General features: G+C 62.0%; 15 protein-coding genes and 1 tRNA gene. 10 read left to right on the forward strand and 6 right to left on the reverse strand.

The features are described 5' to 3' along the window. Positions 1-37 precede the first annotated feature (37 nt). The 3 genes from arsH to BM193_RS09255 are packed head-to-tail and all read right to left on the reverse strand — an operon-like array spanning position 38 to position 1,518. Complete coding sequence (gene arsH / locus BM193_RS09245; protein WP_092798150.1) at positions 38-766, reverse strand: arsenical resistance protein ArsH; 729 nt, start codon at positions 764-766, stop codon at positions 38-40. After that, positions 767-1,189, reverse strand: coding sequence for an arsenate reductase (glutaredoxin) (gene arsC / locus BM193_RS09250; RefSeq protein ID WP_092798149.1), 423 nt, complete (start codon positions 1,187-1,189; stop codon positions 767-769). Continuing rightward, entirely contained in the window at positions 1,186-1,518 is a 333-nt protein-coding gene (locus BM193_RS09255) for an ArsR/SmtB family transcription factor (protein ID WP_092798539.1), read from the reverse strand. The genes arsC and BM193_RS09255 overlap by 4 nt, the downstream gene beginning before the upstream one ends. Positions 1,519-1,700: 182 nt before the next feature. Here BM193_RS09255 and BM193_RS09260 point away from each other — a divergent pair, with 182 nt between their 5' ends. Together BM193_RS09260 and BM193_RS09265 are read left to right on the forward strand one after the other, a co-directional pair. Next, positions 1,701-3,806 carry an AsmA family protein gene (locus BM193_RS09260; RefSeq protein WP_092798148.1) on the forward strand — a complete coding sequence of 702 codons (2,106 nt, stop codon included), beginning with the start codon at positions 1,701-1,703 and terminating at the stop codon, positions 3,804-3,806. A gap of 62 nt (positions 3,807-3,868) precedes the next feature. Continuing rightward, positions 3,869-3,945 (forward strand) — tRNA-Pro (locus BM193_RS09265). 61 nt (positions 3,946-4,006) lie between these two features. Here the strand turns inward: BM193_RS09265 and BM193_RS28280 are convergent. Then, complete coding sequence (locus BM193_RS28280; protein WP_139176134.1) at positions 4,007-4,255, reverse strand: hypothetical protein; 249 nt, start codon at positions 4,253-4,255, stop codon at positions 4,007-4,009. A 629-nt stretch (positions 4,256-4,884) separates the two neighbouring features. On the opposite strand from BM193_RS28280, the gene BM193_RS09270 reads away from it, so the two are divergent. The 8 genes from BM193_RS09270 to BM193_RS09300 all read left to right on the forward strand — a co-directional run bounded on the left by BM193_RS09270 (position 4,885) and on the right by BM193_RS09300 (position 12,282). Next, positions 4,885-5,907 (forward strand): glycosyltransferase family 2 protein, encoded by a 1,023-nt coding sequence (locus BM193_RS09270; RefSeq protein ID WP_254785978.1) that lies wholly within the window; start codon positions 4,885-4,887, stop codon positions 5,905-5,907. A gap of 17 nt (positions 5,908-5,924) precedes the next feature. Next, positions 5,925-6,917 (forward strand): hypothetical protein, encoded by a 993-nt coding sequence (locus tag BM193_RS09275; RefSeq protein ID WP_092798146.1) that lies wholly within the window; start codon positions 5,925-5,927, stop codon positions 6,915-6,917. Continuing rightward, on the forward strand, positions 6,901-7,632 hold the full coding sequence (locus BM193_RS09280; protein ID WP_092798145.1) for a hypothetical protein: 732 nt from the start codon (positions 6,901-6,903) through the stop codon (positions 7,630-7,632). The genes BM193_RS09275 and BM193_RS09280 overlap by 17 nt, the downstream gene beginning before the upstream one ends. Next, positions 7,629-8,747, forward strand: coding sequence for a glycosyltransferase family protein (locus tag BM193_RS09285; RefSeq protein WP_092798144.1), 1,119 nt, complete (start codon positions 7,629-7,631; stop codon positions 8,745-8,747). Before BM193_RS09280 ends, BM193_RS09285 begins: the two co-directional genes overlap by 4 nt. Positions 8,748-8,757: 10 nt before the next feature. Next, positions 8,758-9,678, forward strand: a complete 921-nt coding sequence (locus BM193_RS09290) for a fatty acid desaturase family protein (RefSeq protein ID WP_092798538.1) — start codon at positions 8,758-8,760, stop codon at positions 9,676-9,678. Between the two features lie 51 nt (positions 9,679-9,729). Further along, entirely contained in the window at positions 9,730-10,089 is a 360-nt protein-coding gene (locus BM193_RS09295; protein WP_092798143.1) for a hypothetical protein, read from the forward strand. Positions 10,090-10,180: 91 nt separating this feature from the next. Then, positions 10,181-10,651, forward strand: a complete 471-nt coding sequence (locus BM193_RS28285; RefSeq protein WP_139176133.1) for a hypothetical protein — start codon at positions 10,181-10,183, stop codon at positions 10,649-10,651. Positions 10,652-10,887: 236 nt separating this feature from the next. Beyond that, positions 10,888-12,282, forward strand: a complete 1,395-nt coding sequence (locus BM193_RS09300; RefSeq protein ID WP_092798142.1) for a GntP family permease — start codon at positions 10,888-10,890, stop codon at positions 12,280-12,282. Between the two features lie 13 nt (positions 12,283-12,295). Here BM193_RS09300 and BM193_RS09305 read toward each other — a convergent pair whose 3' ends face one another. Both BM193_RS09305 and pcaD read right to left on the reverse strand, forming a co-directional pair. Continuing rightward, the gene (locus BM193_RS09305; RefSeq protein WP_092798141.1) at positions 12,296-13,699 is read right to left on the reverse strand and encodes a sodium:solute symporter family protein; all 1,404 of its coding nucleotides are present in this window, start codon (positions 13,697-13,699) and stop codon (positions 12,296-12,298) included. Positions 13,700-13,830: 131 nt separating this feature from the next. Further along, the gene (pcaD, locus tag BM193_RS09310; protein ID WP_254785980.1) at positions 13,831-14,622 is read right to left on the reverse strand and encodes a 3-oxoadipate enol-lactonase; all 792 of its coding nucleotides are present in this window, start codon (positions 14,620-14,622) and stop codon (positions 13,831-13,833) included. Positions 14,623-14,634: the final 12 nt, after the last annotated feature.

Below are 14,634 nucleotides of genomic sequence, written 5' to 3' on the forward strand. Positions count from 1 at the left end.
TTATATGTAAGACAAAACGGCGCCACTGGCGCCGTTTTTATGACTGCCTTTCGTGCTCCATGGCCGCATTCGCCAATGCCTGCACGCTGGCCGGCTCCGCTTCCAGCCGTTCGCTGTAGCGGCTGCCCAGATAGTCGCGCCGGTCGCGCACCAGCAGGGTGAATTTGTACAATTCCTCCATCACGTCGACCAGGCGCTCATAGTACGGCGACGGCTTCATGCGGCCGTCATCGTCGAATTCCTGGTAGGCCTTGGCCACCGACGATTGGTTGGGGATAGTCACCATGCGCATCCAGCGCCCCAGCACGCGCAAGCCATTGACGGCATTGAACGATTGCGAACCGCCCGACACTTGCATCACGGCCAAGGTGCGTCCCTGCGTGGGCCGCACGCTGCCCGTTTCCAGCGGCAACCAGTCGATCTGCGATTTGAAAACGCCCGTCATGGCCCCATGCCGCTCGGGGCTGCACCAGACCTGCCCTTCCGACCATAGCGATAATTCACGCAACTCTTGCACTTTCGCATGCTCGGGCGACACGCTGTCGACCATCGGCAGGCCGTGCGGATCAAACACGCGCGTGTCGGCGCCAAAATGGCGCAGGATGCGCTCCGCCTCCAGCGTCAGCAACTTGCTGTACGAGCGTTCGCGCAAGGAACCGTACAGCAGCAGGATGCGCGGCGCATGCGTGGACACGTTGACCGGCGCCAGCTTGTCCAGGTCGGGCACATCCAGGTGCGCGGCGCTGATATTCGGTAAGTCGTTCATTCAGGCCACCGGCTTGCCGTCGGCGCCCACCACGGCCTGGCCATCTTCCTTGGCAAACGCGCCCTGCTGCGGCAGCGGCAGGATCTCCAGCACCTTTTCCGACGGCCGGCACAGGCGCACGCCCAGTTCCGTGACGACGATGGGGCGGTTGATCAGGATCGGATGGGCTTGCATGGCATCGAGCAGGGCCGCATCGCCCAGTTCAGGATTGGCCAGGCCCAGCTCGTCATACAGGGCGCCCTTGTCGCGCATGGCGCCACGCACGGACAGCCCCGCGCGCTGGATCAGGTCGACCAGTTCCGCACGCGATGGCGGGTGCTTGACGTAATCGATGATGACGGGCTCGACGCCCGTGTTGCGGATCAGGGCCAGGGTATTGCGCGAGGTGCCGCAGGCCGTGTTGTGATAAATGGTGATCGTCATGATGTGAGGTCCTTTTGTACATGGGATTCAGTGACGCAGCAAGGCGCGCCGGCGCAGCAGTTTTCGGTCAAAAAGGCCAGCAAGCCATTCATGCCCGCATAATTGGCCGCGTAGATGATGGAGCGCCCTGCCTTGCTGGCCGTCACCAGCCTGGCATGCGCCAGCTCCTTCAAGTGAAACGACAGGGACGAGGGCGCGATGCCCAGCGCCTCGGCGATTTTTGTGGCGGCCATGCCTTGCGGCCCCGCCTGCACCAGCAGGCGGAACACGGCCAGCCGCGATTCCTGCGCCAGCGCGGCCAGCGCCGCAATGGCAGCCGTGCTCGTCAAGGGTGCCGCCTGCGTGGCGATTGAGTTTGCATTTTCCATATTTCAATAATAGTCGAATTATGGAATCGATGTCAATCATCGCGCCTATATGGCACCTATACCGCCCATGTACGTAACCTAGCGCACCGACCGGCATGGACAATCGGCCTACCTTGATGAAAAATCACTGCGATTGGCTTCCCATGACACGCTCAACCCCGCTCAAAATTCTCGGCTGGAGCCTGGCCGCCCTGGCCGCCCTGCTGGTCCTCCTGATCATCCTCGTGCTGACGTTCGACTGGAACCGCGCCCGCCCCTACATCAACGACAAGGTGTCGGAGAGCACGGGCCGTACCTTCGTCATCGCCGGCGACCTGCGGGTGAAATGGAAGCAAGGACTCAAAACGGAGCCGGGCTGGCGCCGCTACGTGCCACGGCCCTTCATCAGCGCACAGGATGTGCGCATGAGCAATCCGGACTGGGCCACGGCCGGCCCGCAACTGGCCAGCGCCAGGCGCATCGACGTGGCCATCCACCCCTTGCCCCTGCTGCAGCACAAGGTGGTGCTGACGGACCTGGCGCTGGACGCGCCGCAGATCGCCCTGCAGCGGCGCGCCGATGGCAGCAATAGCTGGACCTTCAAGGACAATGGCCCGTCGCCATGGGAGGTGGAAATCCAGCGCATGGCGTTTGCCGACGGCACCATCCGCTACCTCGACGAAGGCATCGCGCTGGACGTGCGCGCCAAGGTCAGCTCGACGGCGCCGGATGCCACGCCGGGCGACGCGCCAGGCAATGGGCCCGGCGGCGCGCCCGTGCAAAAATACGGCATCGCATTCACCCTGGGCGGCAGCTACCGCAAGGCGCCCGTGACGGGCGGCGGCAAGGCGGGCGCCGTGCTGTCCCTGACCGACGACAAGACCGTGTATCCCGTGCAGGCGCATGCCGTGCTGGGCAAGAACAAGGCGAGCATCGACGGCACGTTGACGGACCCGCGCTCGCTGTCGGGCATCGACTTGCAGCTGAGCCTGGCCGGCGCCAGCATGGCCGACCTGTATCCGCTGACGGGCGTGCTGCTGCCGGAAACGCCGGACTACGCCACCAAGGGCCGCTTGCTGGGCAAGAAGGACGGCGACATCTGGAACTGGACCTACCAGAACTTCAAGGGCACGGTGGGCCAGAGCGACCTGGCCGGCACCTTGCAATACCTGCCGCGCCAGCCGCGTCCCCTGCTGCGCGGCGAAGTGACGTCGCAGCAATTGCGCCTGGAAGACCTCGGCCCCACCATCGGCGCCGACAGCAACGCGCAGAAACAGGCGCGCGGCAAGGCGCCCGTGCAGCCGGACGGCAAGGCCTTGCCTGTGGAACAGTTCAATACGGCCAAGTGGGATGCGCTCGACGCCGACGTGAAATTCACGGGCAAGAAACTCGTGCGCACGCACGACATCCCGTTCAACGATATCGTCGCCAACATCCGCTTGAAGGACAAGGTGCTGAGCTTGACGCCGCTCAACTTCGGCATGGCTGGCGGCGACATCACCTCGAACATCACGCTCGATGGCCGCCAGAAAACCATTGCCGCGCAAGCCAAGGTGGCGGCGCGCCACCTCAAGATACGCGAACTGTTTCCCAAGCTGCAATCGATGCAGGCCAGCTTCGGCGAAGTGTACGGCGACGCGGCGCTGACGGGCCACGGCAATTCCGTCTCGGCCATGCTGGCCAGCGCGAACGGCGAACTGGCGGCCACCGTCAGCGAAGGCTCCGTCAGCCAGTTCGTGCTGGAACTGGCTGGCCTGAATCTGGCCAACGCCGTCTTCGTGAAAATCTTTGGCGACAAGCAGGTGCAGCTGAACTGCCTGGCCAGCGATTTCGCCGTGACGAATGGCCGCGCCGACGTGCGCCGCTTCGTGCTCGACACGGACAGCGCCGTGGTGAATGTCACGGGCAACGTCAACCTGGCGAATGAAACGCTGGACCTCGACGTGCGCCCGCGTACCAAGGGCGCGCGCATCATCACCCTGCGCACGCCGCTGTACGCGAAAGGCACGTTCAAGAATCCGGACGTGGGACCGCAAAAAGGCCCGCTGGCGCTGAAAGCGGGCGCCGCCGTGGCCCTGGCCACCATCGTCACCCCGCTGGCCGCCCTGCTGCCGCTGGTCAACGTCGACAAGGCACCCGACACGGATTGCGCCGCCGTCATGGCGCAAGCCAAGGCCACGCGCAACAACCCCACGTCGCCGGCCACGCATGCACCAGCGAAAAAAGTCAACGAAGCGGACATCAAGAAGGCGCAGCAAGAGAAAAAATAAGCCGCCTTGACGCAGCCGCTTGAAAGCCGCCCCGCCATCTGCTGTAATGCAAGTGCAGTAGGCGGGGTGTGGCTCAGCCTGGTAGAGCGCTGCGTTCGGGACGCAGAGGCCGGAGGTTCGAATCCTCTCACCCCGACCAGATTTCTTTTTTTTGCAAATCAAGAAGTGAGAAAAGCTACAGCTACTGGGCTTGGTCATTTTTAGCACGTTAGTGGCAAATTAACGTAGCTATTCGGTGTTTCCACTTCTAGTATCGGTTCGCAGTAGCCGCCGACAAACGGCAGCGGCTCACCTGCGTGGCAGGTATCGGCGGCGCCATCAGCCGCTGCGCCAGTAATGAAAACGCCTCGGTCACTCAATGAAATGCGCACCATGACCGGATGGACTGGCCCGAGGCGGCATATTCGCATAGTCGCGTCGACCACAAGACTCGTTTCGTCTTCTTGCATGGTTCTGACTCCGTGACTTAATCAAGCCCAATTCTGGATGCCCACTAATCAGCAATGAGAAATGGGAGTAAGTAGCGCGCTTACGTGCAATGTCCTGAATTGGCCTGATGAAGTTGTTTTGCAGTAGTTTGACACAGAGCTCCGACCATCCACTCGGGCGAGCCCAAAAGGGTAGTCAGCAGCGCGACACAACGCAGAAACAATCTCAACTGAACTTCTCTGGCTTGCGGGTGGCCGGAATCGCCCCCAGCACCAATCGGCCGGCTTCGGCTGATAGCATAGAAGCAAATATGCCAAGTCAACAGCACTGCATCAGCCTGCTCTAACCAGAATACGGTTGTGAGGACAGGTGTTCCATGGCTCACCGTGCGTGGCCTGCGGTTCGCCAGCATGATGGAAGTAAGCAGATCCCATAAATACCACGGGGAAAACTCATGATGATATTGTCCAAAAACAAGATGGGTTCGAAACTAACAAAGCAAAATGGCATCTCGGAATAGACAATCCGTACGCCTGCAGCTTGGCTTGGTTAGCGCCCTCATTCGGATAGAGTGGACGGGCTGGCCGTGCAACCGTGCGCCATTTGACCAATTAACAGCCCTCGTCTCGTTTGGGCAATGGAAAGCAATATGTCGCATGAACACATCGCCGCGCGTACCGCTCTGGTATTGGAGACGAATAACCTGCGCGGCGGCGCCGGTCTGGAGGCGGCCGGCGCCAGTCTGCTGCATGTGATCGGCCTGCTGGCGCAACAGAGCGTAGCACTGAGCGCACTCGCGCAAGTGGTCGTCACGCACGACGGCTTGTGCGAGCACATTCGCACAAGCGCGGAGCGCCTGGCAGGCTGCGGCATCGATTTCGTGCGGATCAATGCCAGCACCGGTTACTACCAGGCCAAGAACGACGGTTTCGACGCCGTCCATGCAGACCGCTGCGACTACGTCTGCTTCGCGGACGCCGACTGCAAGCCCGAACAAGACTGGCTTGAACAGCTGATCGCGCCGCTGACGGAGGCAGCGCCACCGGCAGTGGTGGCCGGCCGCACCAGCTACGCTGCCACTGTGGCAGGCACCGCCCTAACCACGATTGACTTCATGTACTTCCCCAGCCGGCTGCAAGCTCGCGCGACGCGCAACTTCTACGCCAACAACGTGGTGTTCTTGCGCGAGGTGTTCGCGAAGTACCGCTATCAGCCACTCGACGGCGTGTACCGCGCGCACTGTCAGGTGCTGGGCCTGCGCCTCCAAGCCGCAGGTGTGGCTCTGCACTACGCGGCGCAGGCGCACACCGAGCACAAGCTGCCAGATACCCGCTTCGAGCTCCTCACATTACGCTGGCTACGCGGACAGGACACGGTCGGCCTGACGCCCCACCTGGTGCGCACCTATCTGCCAAGATCCATGCAATGGCTGGGTCATAGCGGCCCTGTCGGACCGCTCTGCGTGCTCACGGCGCGGCTGTGGTACAGCCTGCGCGCACTCAACCATCAGGATGCCGCGCCGGTGCGCGGCCTGCGCTGGGTGTCGGCCGTCGCCCTGATCGGGATTTTTTCCGGGCTGGACATGCTCGGCGCACTGTGCCGGGGGCTGGGTATCCGCAGCGCTGCCGCCGAGGGCGCCGACGCACAATCGCTGTCCTACCATGAACGCTAACCACGGGAAACCCTACCATGAACTTGCACCGTTCCTACACCACTTTGCAATGGGCAGCCCTGAGCGCGCTGGCACTGTCCGGTAGCGCCCGCGCCACTGACCTGGAGGGGCGTGGCGTTCACTATTTTGCATCAACCAGCGGCTGCCCGTTTCCCGAGGTGAACATGCGCGCCGAGATGTGCAACCGCATCGGCCTCGACGACCAGGACACGACGGCAGCAATCGACACCAATTCACACCAGATCCACTTCAACAACGCCCGCAGCTATGACAAAAAGACCATCGTCGGCGACGTTCTGTTGCAAGGATCGGCACTGGACGGAACGGGCCGCCGCGTACCGGTCAGCGTCCACCTGATACTGAGCAAATCCGGAGACGGCTGGTCAGTCAGCGGCCATGCGCATGCACCGGTCAAGGGGGCGTTCAGCGCGGTACGCATCGACCCATATCTGGTGGACGTGCCGGCAGCAAGTGGCCGACGTGTGCTGATGTCGTTCGAGCAAGCCACAAAACTGGTGTCCGATCCTGCCCTGGCAGCGCGCCTGTCCAGCCACCTGGTGCAGGTACGTGACAACCGCGGCGCGAACACGGGCGATCCCGACATTACCATCTCGCTCGGTGCAGGTAAGGTAGCCAAGCCGGTGATGCGCGCACGGCTGCACAGTGATCCGCCTAGCGCCGGCAACGCCGGCAGCCTGCTAGCGCACGGCACTTGGTCATTCGAACTGGAAGCGCTGACCGGCAAAATCCCCGACCACGTGGTCCAGCGCGAACTGTTCCTGTACGGCCTGAGCGACCAGCCGCTGCTCAAGCCGCTGATGAAGCGTGGCTTCGCCGCGCACGACAAGCTGACCATCGGCGCCGTGCACGGCCAGGGCTACCTGCGTTACGGCGACCAGCGTCAGGCCTTTGCCGGGGCTGGCGATGCGGCAGCGGCTTTCCTGCAGCAAAGCTTTATCGGGCTCGTGCTGGGCAATCAGCTGGCGGCGGGCGATGCGCTTGCACGCTGATGGATGGCCGCTGCCGGCCCGCTTGACAGCGCCGCCACTACGCGGCTTGCCGGCCATGCAGGCGCGCTGGGTCGATGGCATCAAGCGTGCCGCCCTGCGCCAACTGCATGCCAGCGTGGCCGGTGAACGGCTGCTGTTGCGTATCTACCTGATCGGCGAGGAGTCCAGCGAAATCGCGCTGCAGTCTGACCTGCTGGGCCAGCCGCCGGCCTGGCTGGTGCGACAAATGGAAAAGCACCTGGCGGACGAACGGCGTCATGCTTCACTGTTTGCGGCTGCACTAACGGCGCGGGGAGGGATAGCGCCGATGCCTTTATCCGCGCGGCCCGATGCGCTCACCCTGCGCAAGATCGCGCAATGGCGCACACTCGCGCATCGCTACGGCACCAGCTTTTCAGCAGGCCACCTCATCCCGGCGTTCGCTATCGGCTTGTGCGCCGAACAGACGTTCACCCGCGTTCTGCGGCGCCATTGCGCGCTGATTGGCACAGTTCATCCGCTATATCCCCTGTTGGTTGGCGTGCTGAACGATGAAGACCGCCACGTTCGCTTGTGCCAGCATACGTTGGCGCGTCTGGTGCAGCCGTCCGAACACGGGAACCTCGCATCGCTGCTCGATGAGATTCGCGCCATCGACCGTGCCTGGGGCGTCTCCAGCGCGCTCATCATGTATCTGGCCGGCGTCGCGTTGCGGCTGTGGCCCGCACGCCAATGAACACCATCAAGGTGACCTATCTGGCAACAGCCGACGCCCGCGGCCACCTGATGCGCGCGCAACTACTCACGCATGCGTTGCGCGAATACGGCGCCGATGTCGATGTACTGACCACATCGGACGAAGGGGTCGCTTTCCTGGCCGGCTTTGGCATCACTGCGCACGTGCTGTCGCACCACTACGCAGTTCAGTTCGACACCCGGCAAAATATGCTGCCCGCAGAAACGGACGCAAATATCGCCAACTATCTGTTCCGACCGTCGCGGATGTGCCGCGACATTATGCAACTACGCGTCGCTCTGCGCAGCGCGGACTTAATCATCAACGACTCCTTTCACCCGGCATTGCTGTTCATGGGCTGCATGCCGGCATGGCGGGGCAAGGTGGTACACGTCTACGGCGCCAGCTTGCGGCAGGCGGTCCAAAACAATTTTTCCGGGCGAATACCAGCTATCCTGTCACGCCTGTTCCATCGCATCGTCGGATGGCAGATCAACGCCAGCTTAGCGCGCATTGAGCACGACTTCAGCTACGAGGCAACTTGTGACGGCGCCACATTCCGCCTGCCGACTCCGGTCGTTGTGGCCGCGTTGTTTGACACCGCAATGCCGCGTGCGCAGGCGCGCGCAGCTGTCTACCTCAATCCACATTTTCGCGACCCCTGCCTGGCCGATGGTGTCGAAACCGGCTTGGGTATCGCCGGCATGCACGCAACGCTGGTCGGCGAGGGTTATGCCGGCCGCGCGCGATGGGAGGCGCAGGACACCGGCTGGGTGCGGGAAGCTGCCGCCAGCAACCTGATCGTCTCGGCACCCGGCATGGCGGCGTTGTCGGTGGCGCTGGTCTACGGTCGACCCATCGTACTGTTGCTAACCGAGCAGCCGGAGCAGAAAATCAACGCAGCGCGCGCGGCGGCGCTGGGACTGGCACATCGCATCGTCGTCTGGCGCGGCGACGCGGCAACGTTCGCCCAAGATCTGTGCAGCGCGTGCGCCGATCTGCTACAAAGCGCCCCTACCTTGCCTGCGCCAGACGGCCGCGCGGTAGCCGGCGCACGCCTGCAGAGCTGGGTAGCGGTGCTGTACGAGCTGGCCGCGCGGTCTGTCCACCGATGAGATGTACATCATGAGGCCTCCATTACCGGCGCATCTCACAACGATCAGCAATCCGCGCGCATTACTCGCCATAGCACTTGACTGGGCGCTGATTGCTGCCTGCTTCATCGTAGCTATCCGATTTCCCCATCCGCTGGTGTTCCTGCTGAGCGCGATCCTGATCGCCCGCACTCAGCTCGCACTAGCCGTGCTGATGCATGAAAGCGCTCACGGGACCCTGCTGTCGTATCGGCGCCTGAACGACATCGCAGGCCAGCTGTTCGCGGCAGCGCCACTGCTGCTGGTGATGGATTTCTATCGCAGCGGGCACTTGCAGCATCACCGCGCGCCGATGGTGGCCGACGATCCGGTCGCCACCATATTCGGCATCAACGACTACCCCGTGACGCGTAGAGAATTGGTGTGGCGTTTGTTCAAAGATGCCACCGGTATCGGTTACTTCCTCAGCGCGCGCAACCTGGTACGCACCAGGCAGCGTGGCCGCAATCCGCACAAGGCTGCCGGCCACAGCAAGGGGTTCTACGCAATCGCCAGCATCGTTGCGGTGCAGGGCGTGATGATCGGCCTGCTCGCGGCAGCAGGACATGCAGCGCTGTATTTCGGGCTTTGGATCTTGCCAGCGCTGACCTTGCTACCGCTGTTCGGGCGCATACGCGCGATCACCGAGCATGCCGGCTACCGGGCGTCGGAAGACCAGCGATTCAGTGCGCGTACCGTCGTACGGCGCAGCTGGCAAACTTTTTTCGTCGGACCACATCGAATCCATTACCATATCGAGCATCATGAATATCCACGCGTCCCCTTCTATCACCTGCAACAAGTGCATGCGCTAATGGCGCAACAAGGCCGCCTGCCGGCGGCCAACTTGTATCGATCGTATGGACAGGTGCTGAGAGACGTCAGCCAACTCAAGCAAACTGCTGAACACTGACCGCATGCTTTGCGTTCGTACACGATCAATTGCGGAGAAAGCGTCAATGCCATGATGAATCATTTGCCAGAGCAAGCAGCAAATAAGAAGAAAGCATATCTGCTTGGGCTGCTCATCGGATTTCTCCCGATTCTCGCCTTTTTCCTGCTCCTGATCGATCACCCGACTGAGTTGATTGGGATATTCACAGGCATCAGCGTGCCTGATTTCAACGACAGGCCACTGAAAATCCCGCTTGCGGGCATCGCACTGTGCCTGTTTCTTTGGGCATCGTTCAAGCTGCAAAAATCAGGCCAAATCACAATGGGCGAGCAGTATGGATTAGTTTTTATTGCAACACTCATTGTCGTGGTGCGGTTCTTGATTTTCCTGCATGAACTGGGGCAAGAATTGAGAGGCCTCGGGTGGTAATAACTGCGAAGGAGCTGAACCGGTCAAAGTTACCCCAGACACAGCGGCAAGGCATGGATAAAATCGAGACGATGTATTTGGGAAATGACAGATGAAGAAAATCATATCCATATTTCTAATGCTATCAACAACAAACTGTCATGCAATCCATAGTTACTTAAAAAACGTTTATATTGATAACGAAAAAAATGTTCATATCATCTCTGCAGAAGGCCGAGATGAAAAAATAAGCAAGAGCGGCGATGCGGCAGACGCAACCTTGTCACCCGATAAGCGTAGCGCTGCCTGGCGAGTACTAAATGCATGGATTGCGGAAGGAGATACCGAACCAGGAACCAGCCAGCTTGCAATTTATCGAGACGGTCAGCTTCGACATATAAAGTGTGAGCCATTCATACGAGATTATTGGTTTTGGATGCAAGGCAAACAGGTCGCCATCGATTGTGGTGGTCGACATTTTGCAGGAACCCAATCCTTATATGACATCGATACCTTGCGTATGCTTGAATCATTCTTTCAACCGGATATCCCGGAAGATAGACACCCAGTTTGGTCCAAATAGGAAGCAATCGCCCCGCTGATTGAGCGCCGGAGGTATTCCCGTGGCCGTCCATGGCTGCAAGACGGCGTGCGGATGGTCGGTGATCGGCAAAGTCAACGCGACAGTGGAATAGTTGACCGTTGGAATCTATATCTACGCGCAATCCTTGACCTTGCGTGTTGGCGCGTACCCGGTAAATGTGATATTAATTGAACAATTGATTAATTAAACACTTTCATCACGCAAGGGCCAGACCGATGTCTTTCCTCATAGTGCTGGCCGCTCTGGCCTTCCTCATGCTGGCCGCCTACCGCGGCTACAGCGTGATCCTGTTTGCGCCCGTTGCCGCGCTGGGCGCCGTGCTGCTGACCGATCCGTCGGCCGTGCCGGCCGTCTTCAGCGGCATCTTCATGGAAAAGATGGTCGGCTTCATCAAGCTGTATTTCCCCGTCTTCCTGCTCGGCGCCGTGTTCGGCAAGCTGATTGAACTATCCGGGTTTTCACAGTCCATCGTCGTGGCGGCCATCCGCTACATCGGCAGCGCGCGCGCGAATGCCGTGATCGTCGCCGTGTGCGGCGCGCTGACCTACGGCGGCGTGTCGCTCTTCGTCGTGGTGTTCGCCGTGTATCCATTCGCGGCCGAGCTGTATCGCCAGAGTAATATCCCCAAGCGCCTGATGCCGGGCGCCATCGCCCTGGGCGCGTTCTCGTTCACCATGGATACCTTGCCAGGCACGCCGCAGATCCAGAACATCATCCCCACCACCTTCTTCAATACCACCGGCTGGGCCGCGCCGTGGCTGGGCACCATCGGTGCCGTGCTGACGGTCGTGATGGGACTGGCCTTCCTGGAATGGCGCCGCCGTGCCGTCATGGCCACGGGCGAAGGCTACGGGGCCGAGGCCGAAAAGGCCACGGCGGGCGGCGGCGACCTGCCCCATCCGCTGCTGTCGGTGGCGCCCCTGGTGCTGGTGGGCGTGGCCAACTTTGCGCTGACCAGGCTGATTCCCCACTGGTACGGCGACAGCTATGTGCTGTCCGCCGACGCCCTGCCGGGCCTGCATGCGCCCGTATCGACATCGATCGCTTCCGTCACCGGCATCTGGGCCGTGGAAGGCGCCTTGCTGCTGGGCATTTTGCTCGTCTGCCTGACGGCGTTCGGGCGCATCCGCGCCGCCTTTGCCGAAGGCACCAAGGCGGCCGTGGGCGGCGCCCTGCTGGCGGCCATGAACACGGCGTCCGAATACGGCTTTGGCGGCGTCATCGCGGCACTGCCCGGCTTCCTGGCCGTCAGCAATACCTTGCGCAGCGTGCCCGATCCGCTCGTCAACGCGGCCGTGTCCGTGACGACGCTGGCCGGCATCACCGGTTCCGCCTCGGGCGGCATGAGCATCGCGCTGGCCGCCATGTCCGACAGTTTTATTCAAGCCGCGCAGCAGACGCACATTCCGCTGGAAGTCATGCACCGCGTGGTAGCCATGGCCAGCGGCGGCATGGATACCCTGCCGCACAATGGCGCCGTGATCACCCTGCTGGCCGTCACGGGCCTGACGCACCGCCAGTCCTACCGCGACATCTTCGGCATCACCATCATCAAGACCGTGGTGGTGTTTTTCGTGATCGGCATTTACTACCTGACGGGGCTGGTGTAAGGGTTGGTATGCGCTATGGCCGCGACGACGCCGCCGGCTTCACCGCGGCCTGGGCCGGCTTGAACAGGTGGCTGATGCCCATGGTCAGCAGCGGACCGGCCAGCGCCAGGTAGGAGCTGTCCACGCCATATGGATTGCCAGCCAGGAACCAGCCGATGGTGGCGATCACGGAGACGATCACGCCGACAAAGGCGCCGCGCGGCGTGCCGAATTTCGGCGCATAGAAAGCCATCAGCACCAGCACGGCCAGGGTGGCGCGCAGGGCCTTGCCGAGGAAGGCGATCATTAGCAGTTTTTCCGCATACAGCGCCAGCACCAGCGGCAGCAGGCCCGCCACGACGATGGCGATGCGCAGGAAGACCATCGACTTCGCATCGTTTTTCGCCTTGTTGTACCACGGGTCATAGAAATCCTTCATCGCCAGGGTGGCCGATGCCAGCGTGGTGGCGGAAATGCCGCCGAACAGGGCGCCGGCCAGGCCGACGATCATGATGCTGGCGGAAAACGCGGGCATGTGGGCGATCAGGGTGGGAAATGCGTCGATCGACTTCATGCCCGGATACAACACGGCGCTGCACATGCCGATCAGGGCCGCCATCAGGCCAAACGGAATCATCAGCGACGACACGTAATAACAGGCGCGCTTGGCGACAGCCGGGTTGTCCGTGCTGACCAGTGCCTGGATCACATACTGCGTGGCGAAGATGGAGCCGATGCCGCCGATCATCCAGGCGATGATCTGGCCCCAGCCGATTTCGATCCAGTTGAACATCTTGGCCGGCAGCTGCGCCTGCAGCGCGCCGATGCCGCCCGTCGCTTCCAGCGCATACGCCAGCGCCAGGATCACGCCCAGGTATTTGACGATGGAGTGGGCGAAGTTGGTGTACACCACCGAGCGCATGCCGCCCAGGCTGACATAGATCACGGTGATGGCGCCCACCAGCAGGATGGCCACCGTCTTGTTGATGTGCAGCACGGCGGCCAGCACGGCGCCGCCGCTCGCGTACAGGGCGACGGCGACGATGCCCAGCGCGACGATGGTGAGGATGGACGCCGCATAACGCACGGGTTCGCCATACGTCTGCGCCAGGATGCCGGAAATTGTCGACTGCCCGCTTTCCTTGTATTTTTTTACCAGCACGATGGCCAGCAGCAAAAAGCCCAGCGACAGCGCCACCAGGTTCCAGGCGGCGGAAATGCCCAGCTCATAACCTTTTTGCGCCGTGCCGATGCTGACGGAACTGCCGATGAATTCGGACAGCAGCAAGGCGCCGATCAAGAAGGCGGGATAATTGCGCCCGCCCGCCGTCATGCCTTCGCTGCTGTTGGCATGCTTGCGCACGCTGTACGTAATGTACGACATGAGGGCGAAATAACCCACCGTGACTGCCGCAATGATGATCAATCTGTTTTCCATGCGTCTACTCCAAGTCTGCTTTTCTTATTATTATTTTTCAAGAAAGCTTCCCCTGCCGCATGCCGGCTCAGCCGGTGGCGGTGCTCAGGGGCAAAGCAAAATATTGCCATACCCTCCAGGTACGGCAAGCCTTACGATAAAAATGTCCGCAGCTGTGCCGAAAACAGCGCACCCGCCTCGACGTTCGACAGGTGCGATGCGGGCAGGCTCGCCAGGCGGGCGCCCGCGATCCGCTGCTGCAGCCAGCGACCGTCTTCCACGGTGGTCACGGGATCGTACTCGCCAGCAATAATCAAGGTGGGTACGCTGATGCTGCCCACGGCGGCGCGCATGTCCGCCTGCGCCAGCGCTGCGCAGCAAGCCGCATAGCCTTCGGCATCCTGCCCGCGCAAGGTGGCGATCATGCGCGCCACCGTGGCCGCTTCGCGCGCGATGAAGGCTGGCGTGAACCAGCGCGCGGCGGCGCCATCGGCCACGCCGTCCATGCCTGCACGGCGCACCTGGTCGGCCCGCGCCAGCCACGCGTCGGCCGCGCCGATGCGCGCCGCCGTGTTGGCCAGCACCAGGCGCGTCAGGCGCTGCGGCTGGTGGATGCCCAGCCACTGGCCCGTCAAGCCGCCCATGGAGATGCCGCAGAACGCCGCTTGTGCCACATCCAGGTGGTCCAGCAGCGCCACCACGTCCAGGCCCAGCCGGTCGATGCCGAACGGCGCGCCGCCGCCGGCGGACTGGCCATGGCCGCGCGTATCGCAGCGCACGACAAAATAATCGCCGGCCAGCGCAGCCGCCTGGGCATCCCACATGGACAGGTCCGTGCCCAGGGAATTCGACAGCACCAGGCACGGTTTGCCGCGCGCCCCATCGGTGCGGTAATGCAGCTCGGTATCGTCCACGCTGAACATGTGCGCGACAGTGTGTTTCATAGAATGCCTCCT

The organism is Janthinobacterium sp. 344 (assembly GCF_900112025.1).
In the GTDB taxonomy this organism is placed as follows: domain Bacteria; phylum Pseudomonadota; class Gammaproteobacteria; order Burkholderiales; family Burkholderiaceae_D; genus Janthinobacterium.

What these genes read in the sequence shown, in the direction of transcription:
- arsH (WP_092798150.1), bottom strand. Translation starts at nt 766, where the DNA reads ATGAACGACTTACCGAATATCAGCGCCGCGCACCTGGATGTGCCCGAC.
- arsC (WP_092798149.1), bottom strand. Translation starts at nt 1,189, where the DNA reads ATGACGATCACCATTTATCACAACACGGCCTGCGGCACCTCGCGCAAT.
- BM193_RS09260 (WP_092798148.1), top strand. Translation starts at nt 1,701, where the DNA reads ATGACACGCTCAACCCCGCTCAAAATTCTCGGCTGGAGCCTGGCCGCC.
- BM193_RS28280 (WP_139176134.1), bottom strand. Translation starts at nt 4,255, where the DNA reads ATGCAAGAAGACGAAACGAGTCTTGTGGTCGACGCGACTATGCGAATA.
- BM193_RS09270 (WP_254785978.1), top strand. Translation starts at nt 4,885, where the DNA reads ATGTCGCATGAACACATCGCCGCGCGTACCGCTCTGGTATTGGAGACG.
- BM193_RS09275 (WP_092798146.1), top strand. Translation starts at nt 5,925, where the DNA reads ATGAACTTGCACCGTTCCTACACCACTTTGCAATGGGCAGCCCTGAGC.
- BM193_RS09280 (WP_092798145.1), top strand. Translation starts at nt 6,901, where the DNA reads ATGCGCTTGCACGCTGATGGATGGCCGCTGCCGGCCCGCTTGACAGCG.
- BM193_RS09285 (WP_092798144.1), top strand. Translation starts at nt 7,629, where the DNA reads ATGAACACCATCAAGGTGACCTATCTGGCAACAGCCGACGCCCGCGGC.
- BM193_RS09290 (WP_092798538.1), top strand. Translation starts at nt 8,758, where the DNA reads ATGAGGCCTCCATTACCGGCGCATCTCACAACGATCAGCAATCCGCGC.
- BM193_RS09295 (WP_092798143.1), top strand. Translation starts at nt 9,730, where the DNA reads ATGATGAATCATTTGCCAGAGCAAGCAGCAAATAAGAAGAAAGCATAT.
- BM193_RS28285 (WP_139176133.1), top strand. Translation starts at nt 10,181, where the DNA reads ATGAAGAAAATCATATCCATATTTCTAATGCTATCAACAACAAACTGT.
- BM193_RS09300 (WP_092798142.1), top strand. Translation starts at nt 10,888, where the DNA reads ATGTCTTTCCTCATAGTGCTGGCCGCTCTGGCCTTCCTCATGCTGGCC.
- BM193_RS09305 (WP_092798141.1), bottom strand. Translation starts at nt 13,699, where the DNA reads ATGGAAAACAGATTGATCATCATTGCGGCAGTCACGGTGGGTTATTTC.
- pcaD (WP_254785980.1), bottom strand. Translation starts at nt 14,622, where the DNA reads ATGAAACACACTGTCGCGCACATGTTCAGCGTGGACGATACCGAGCTG.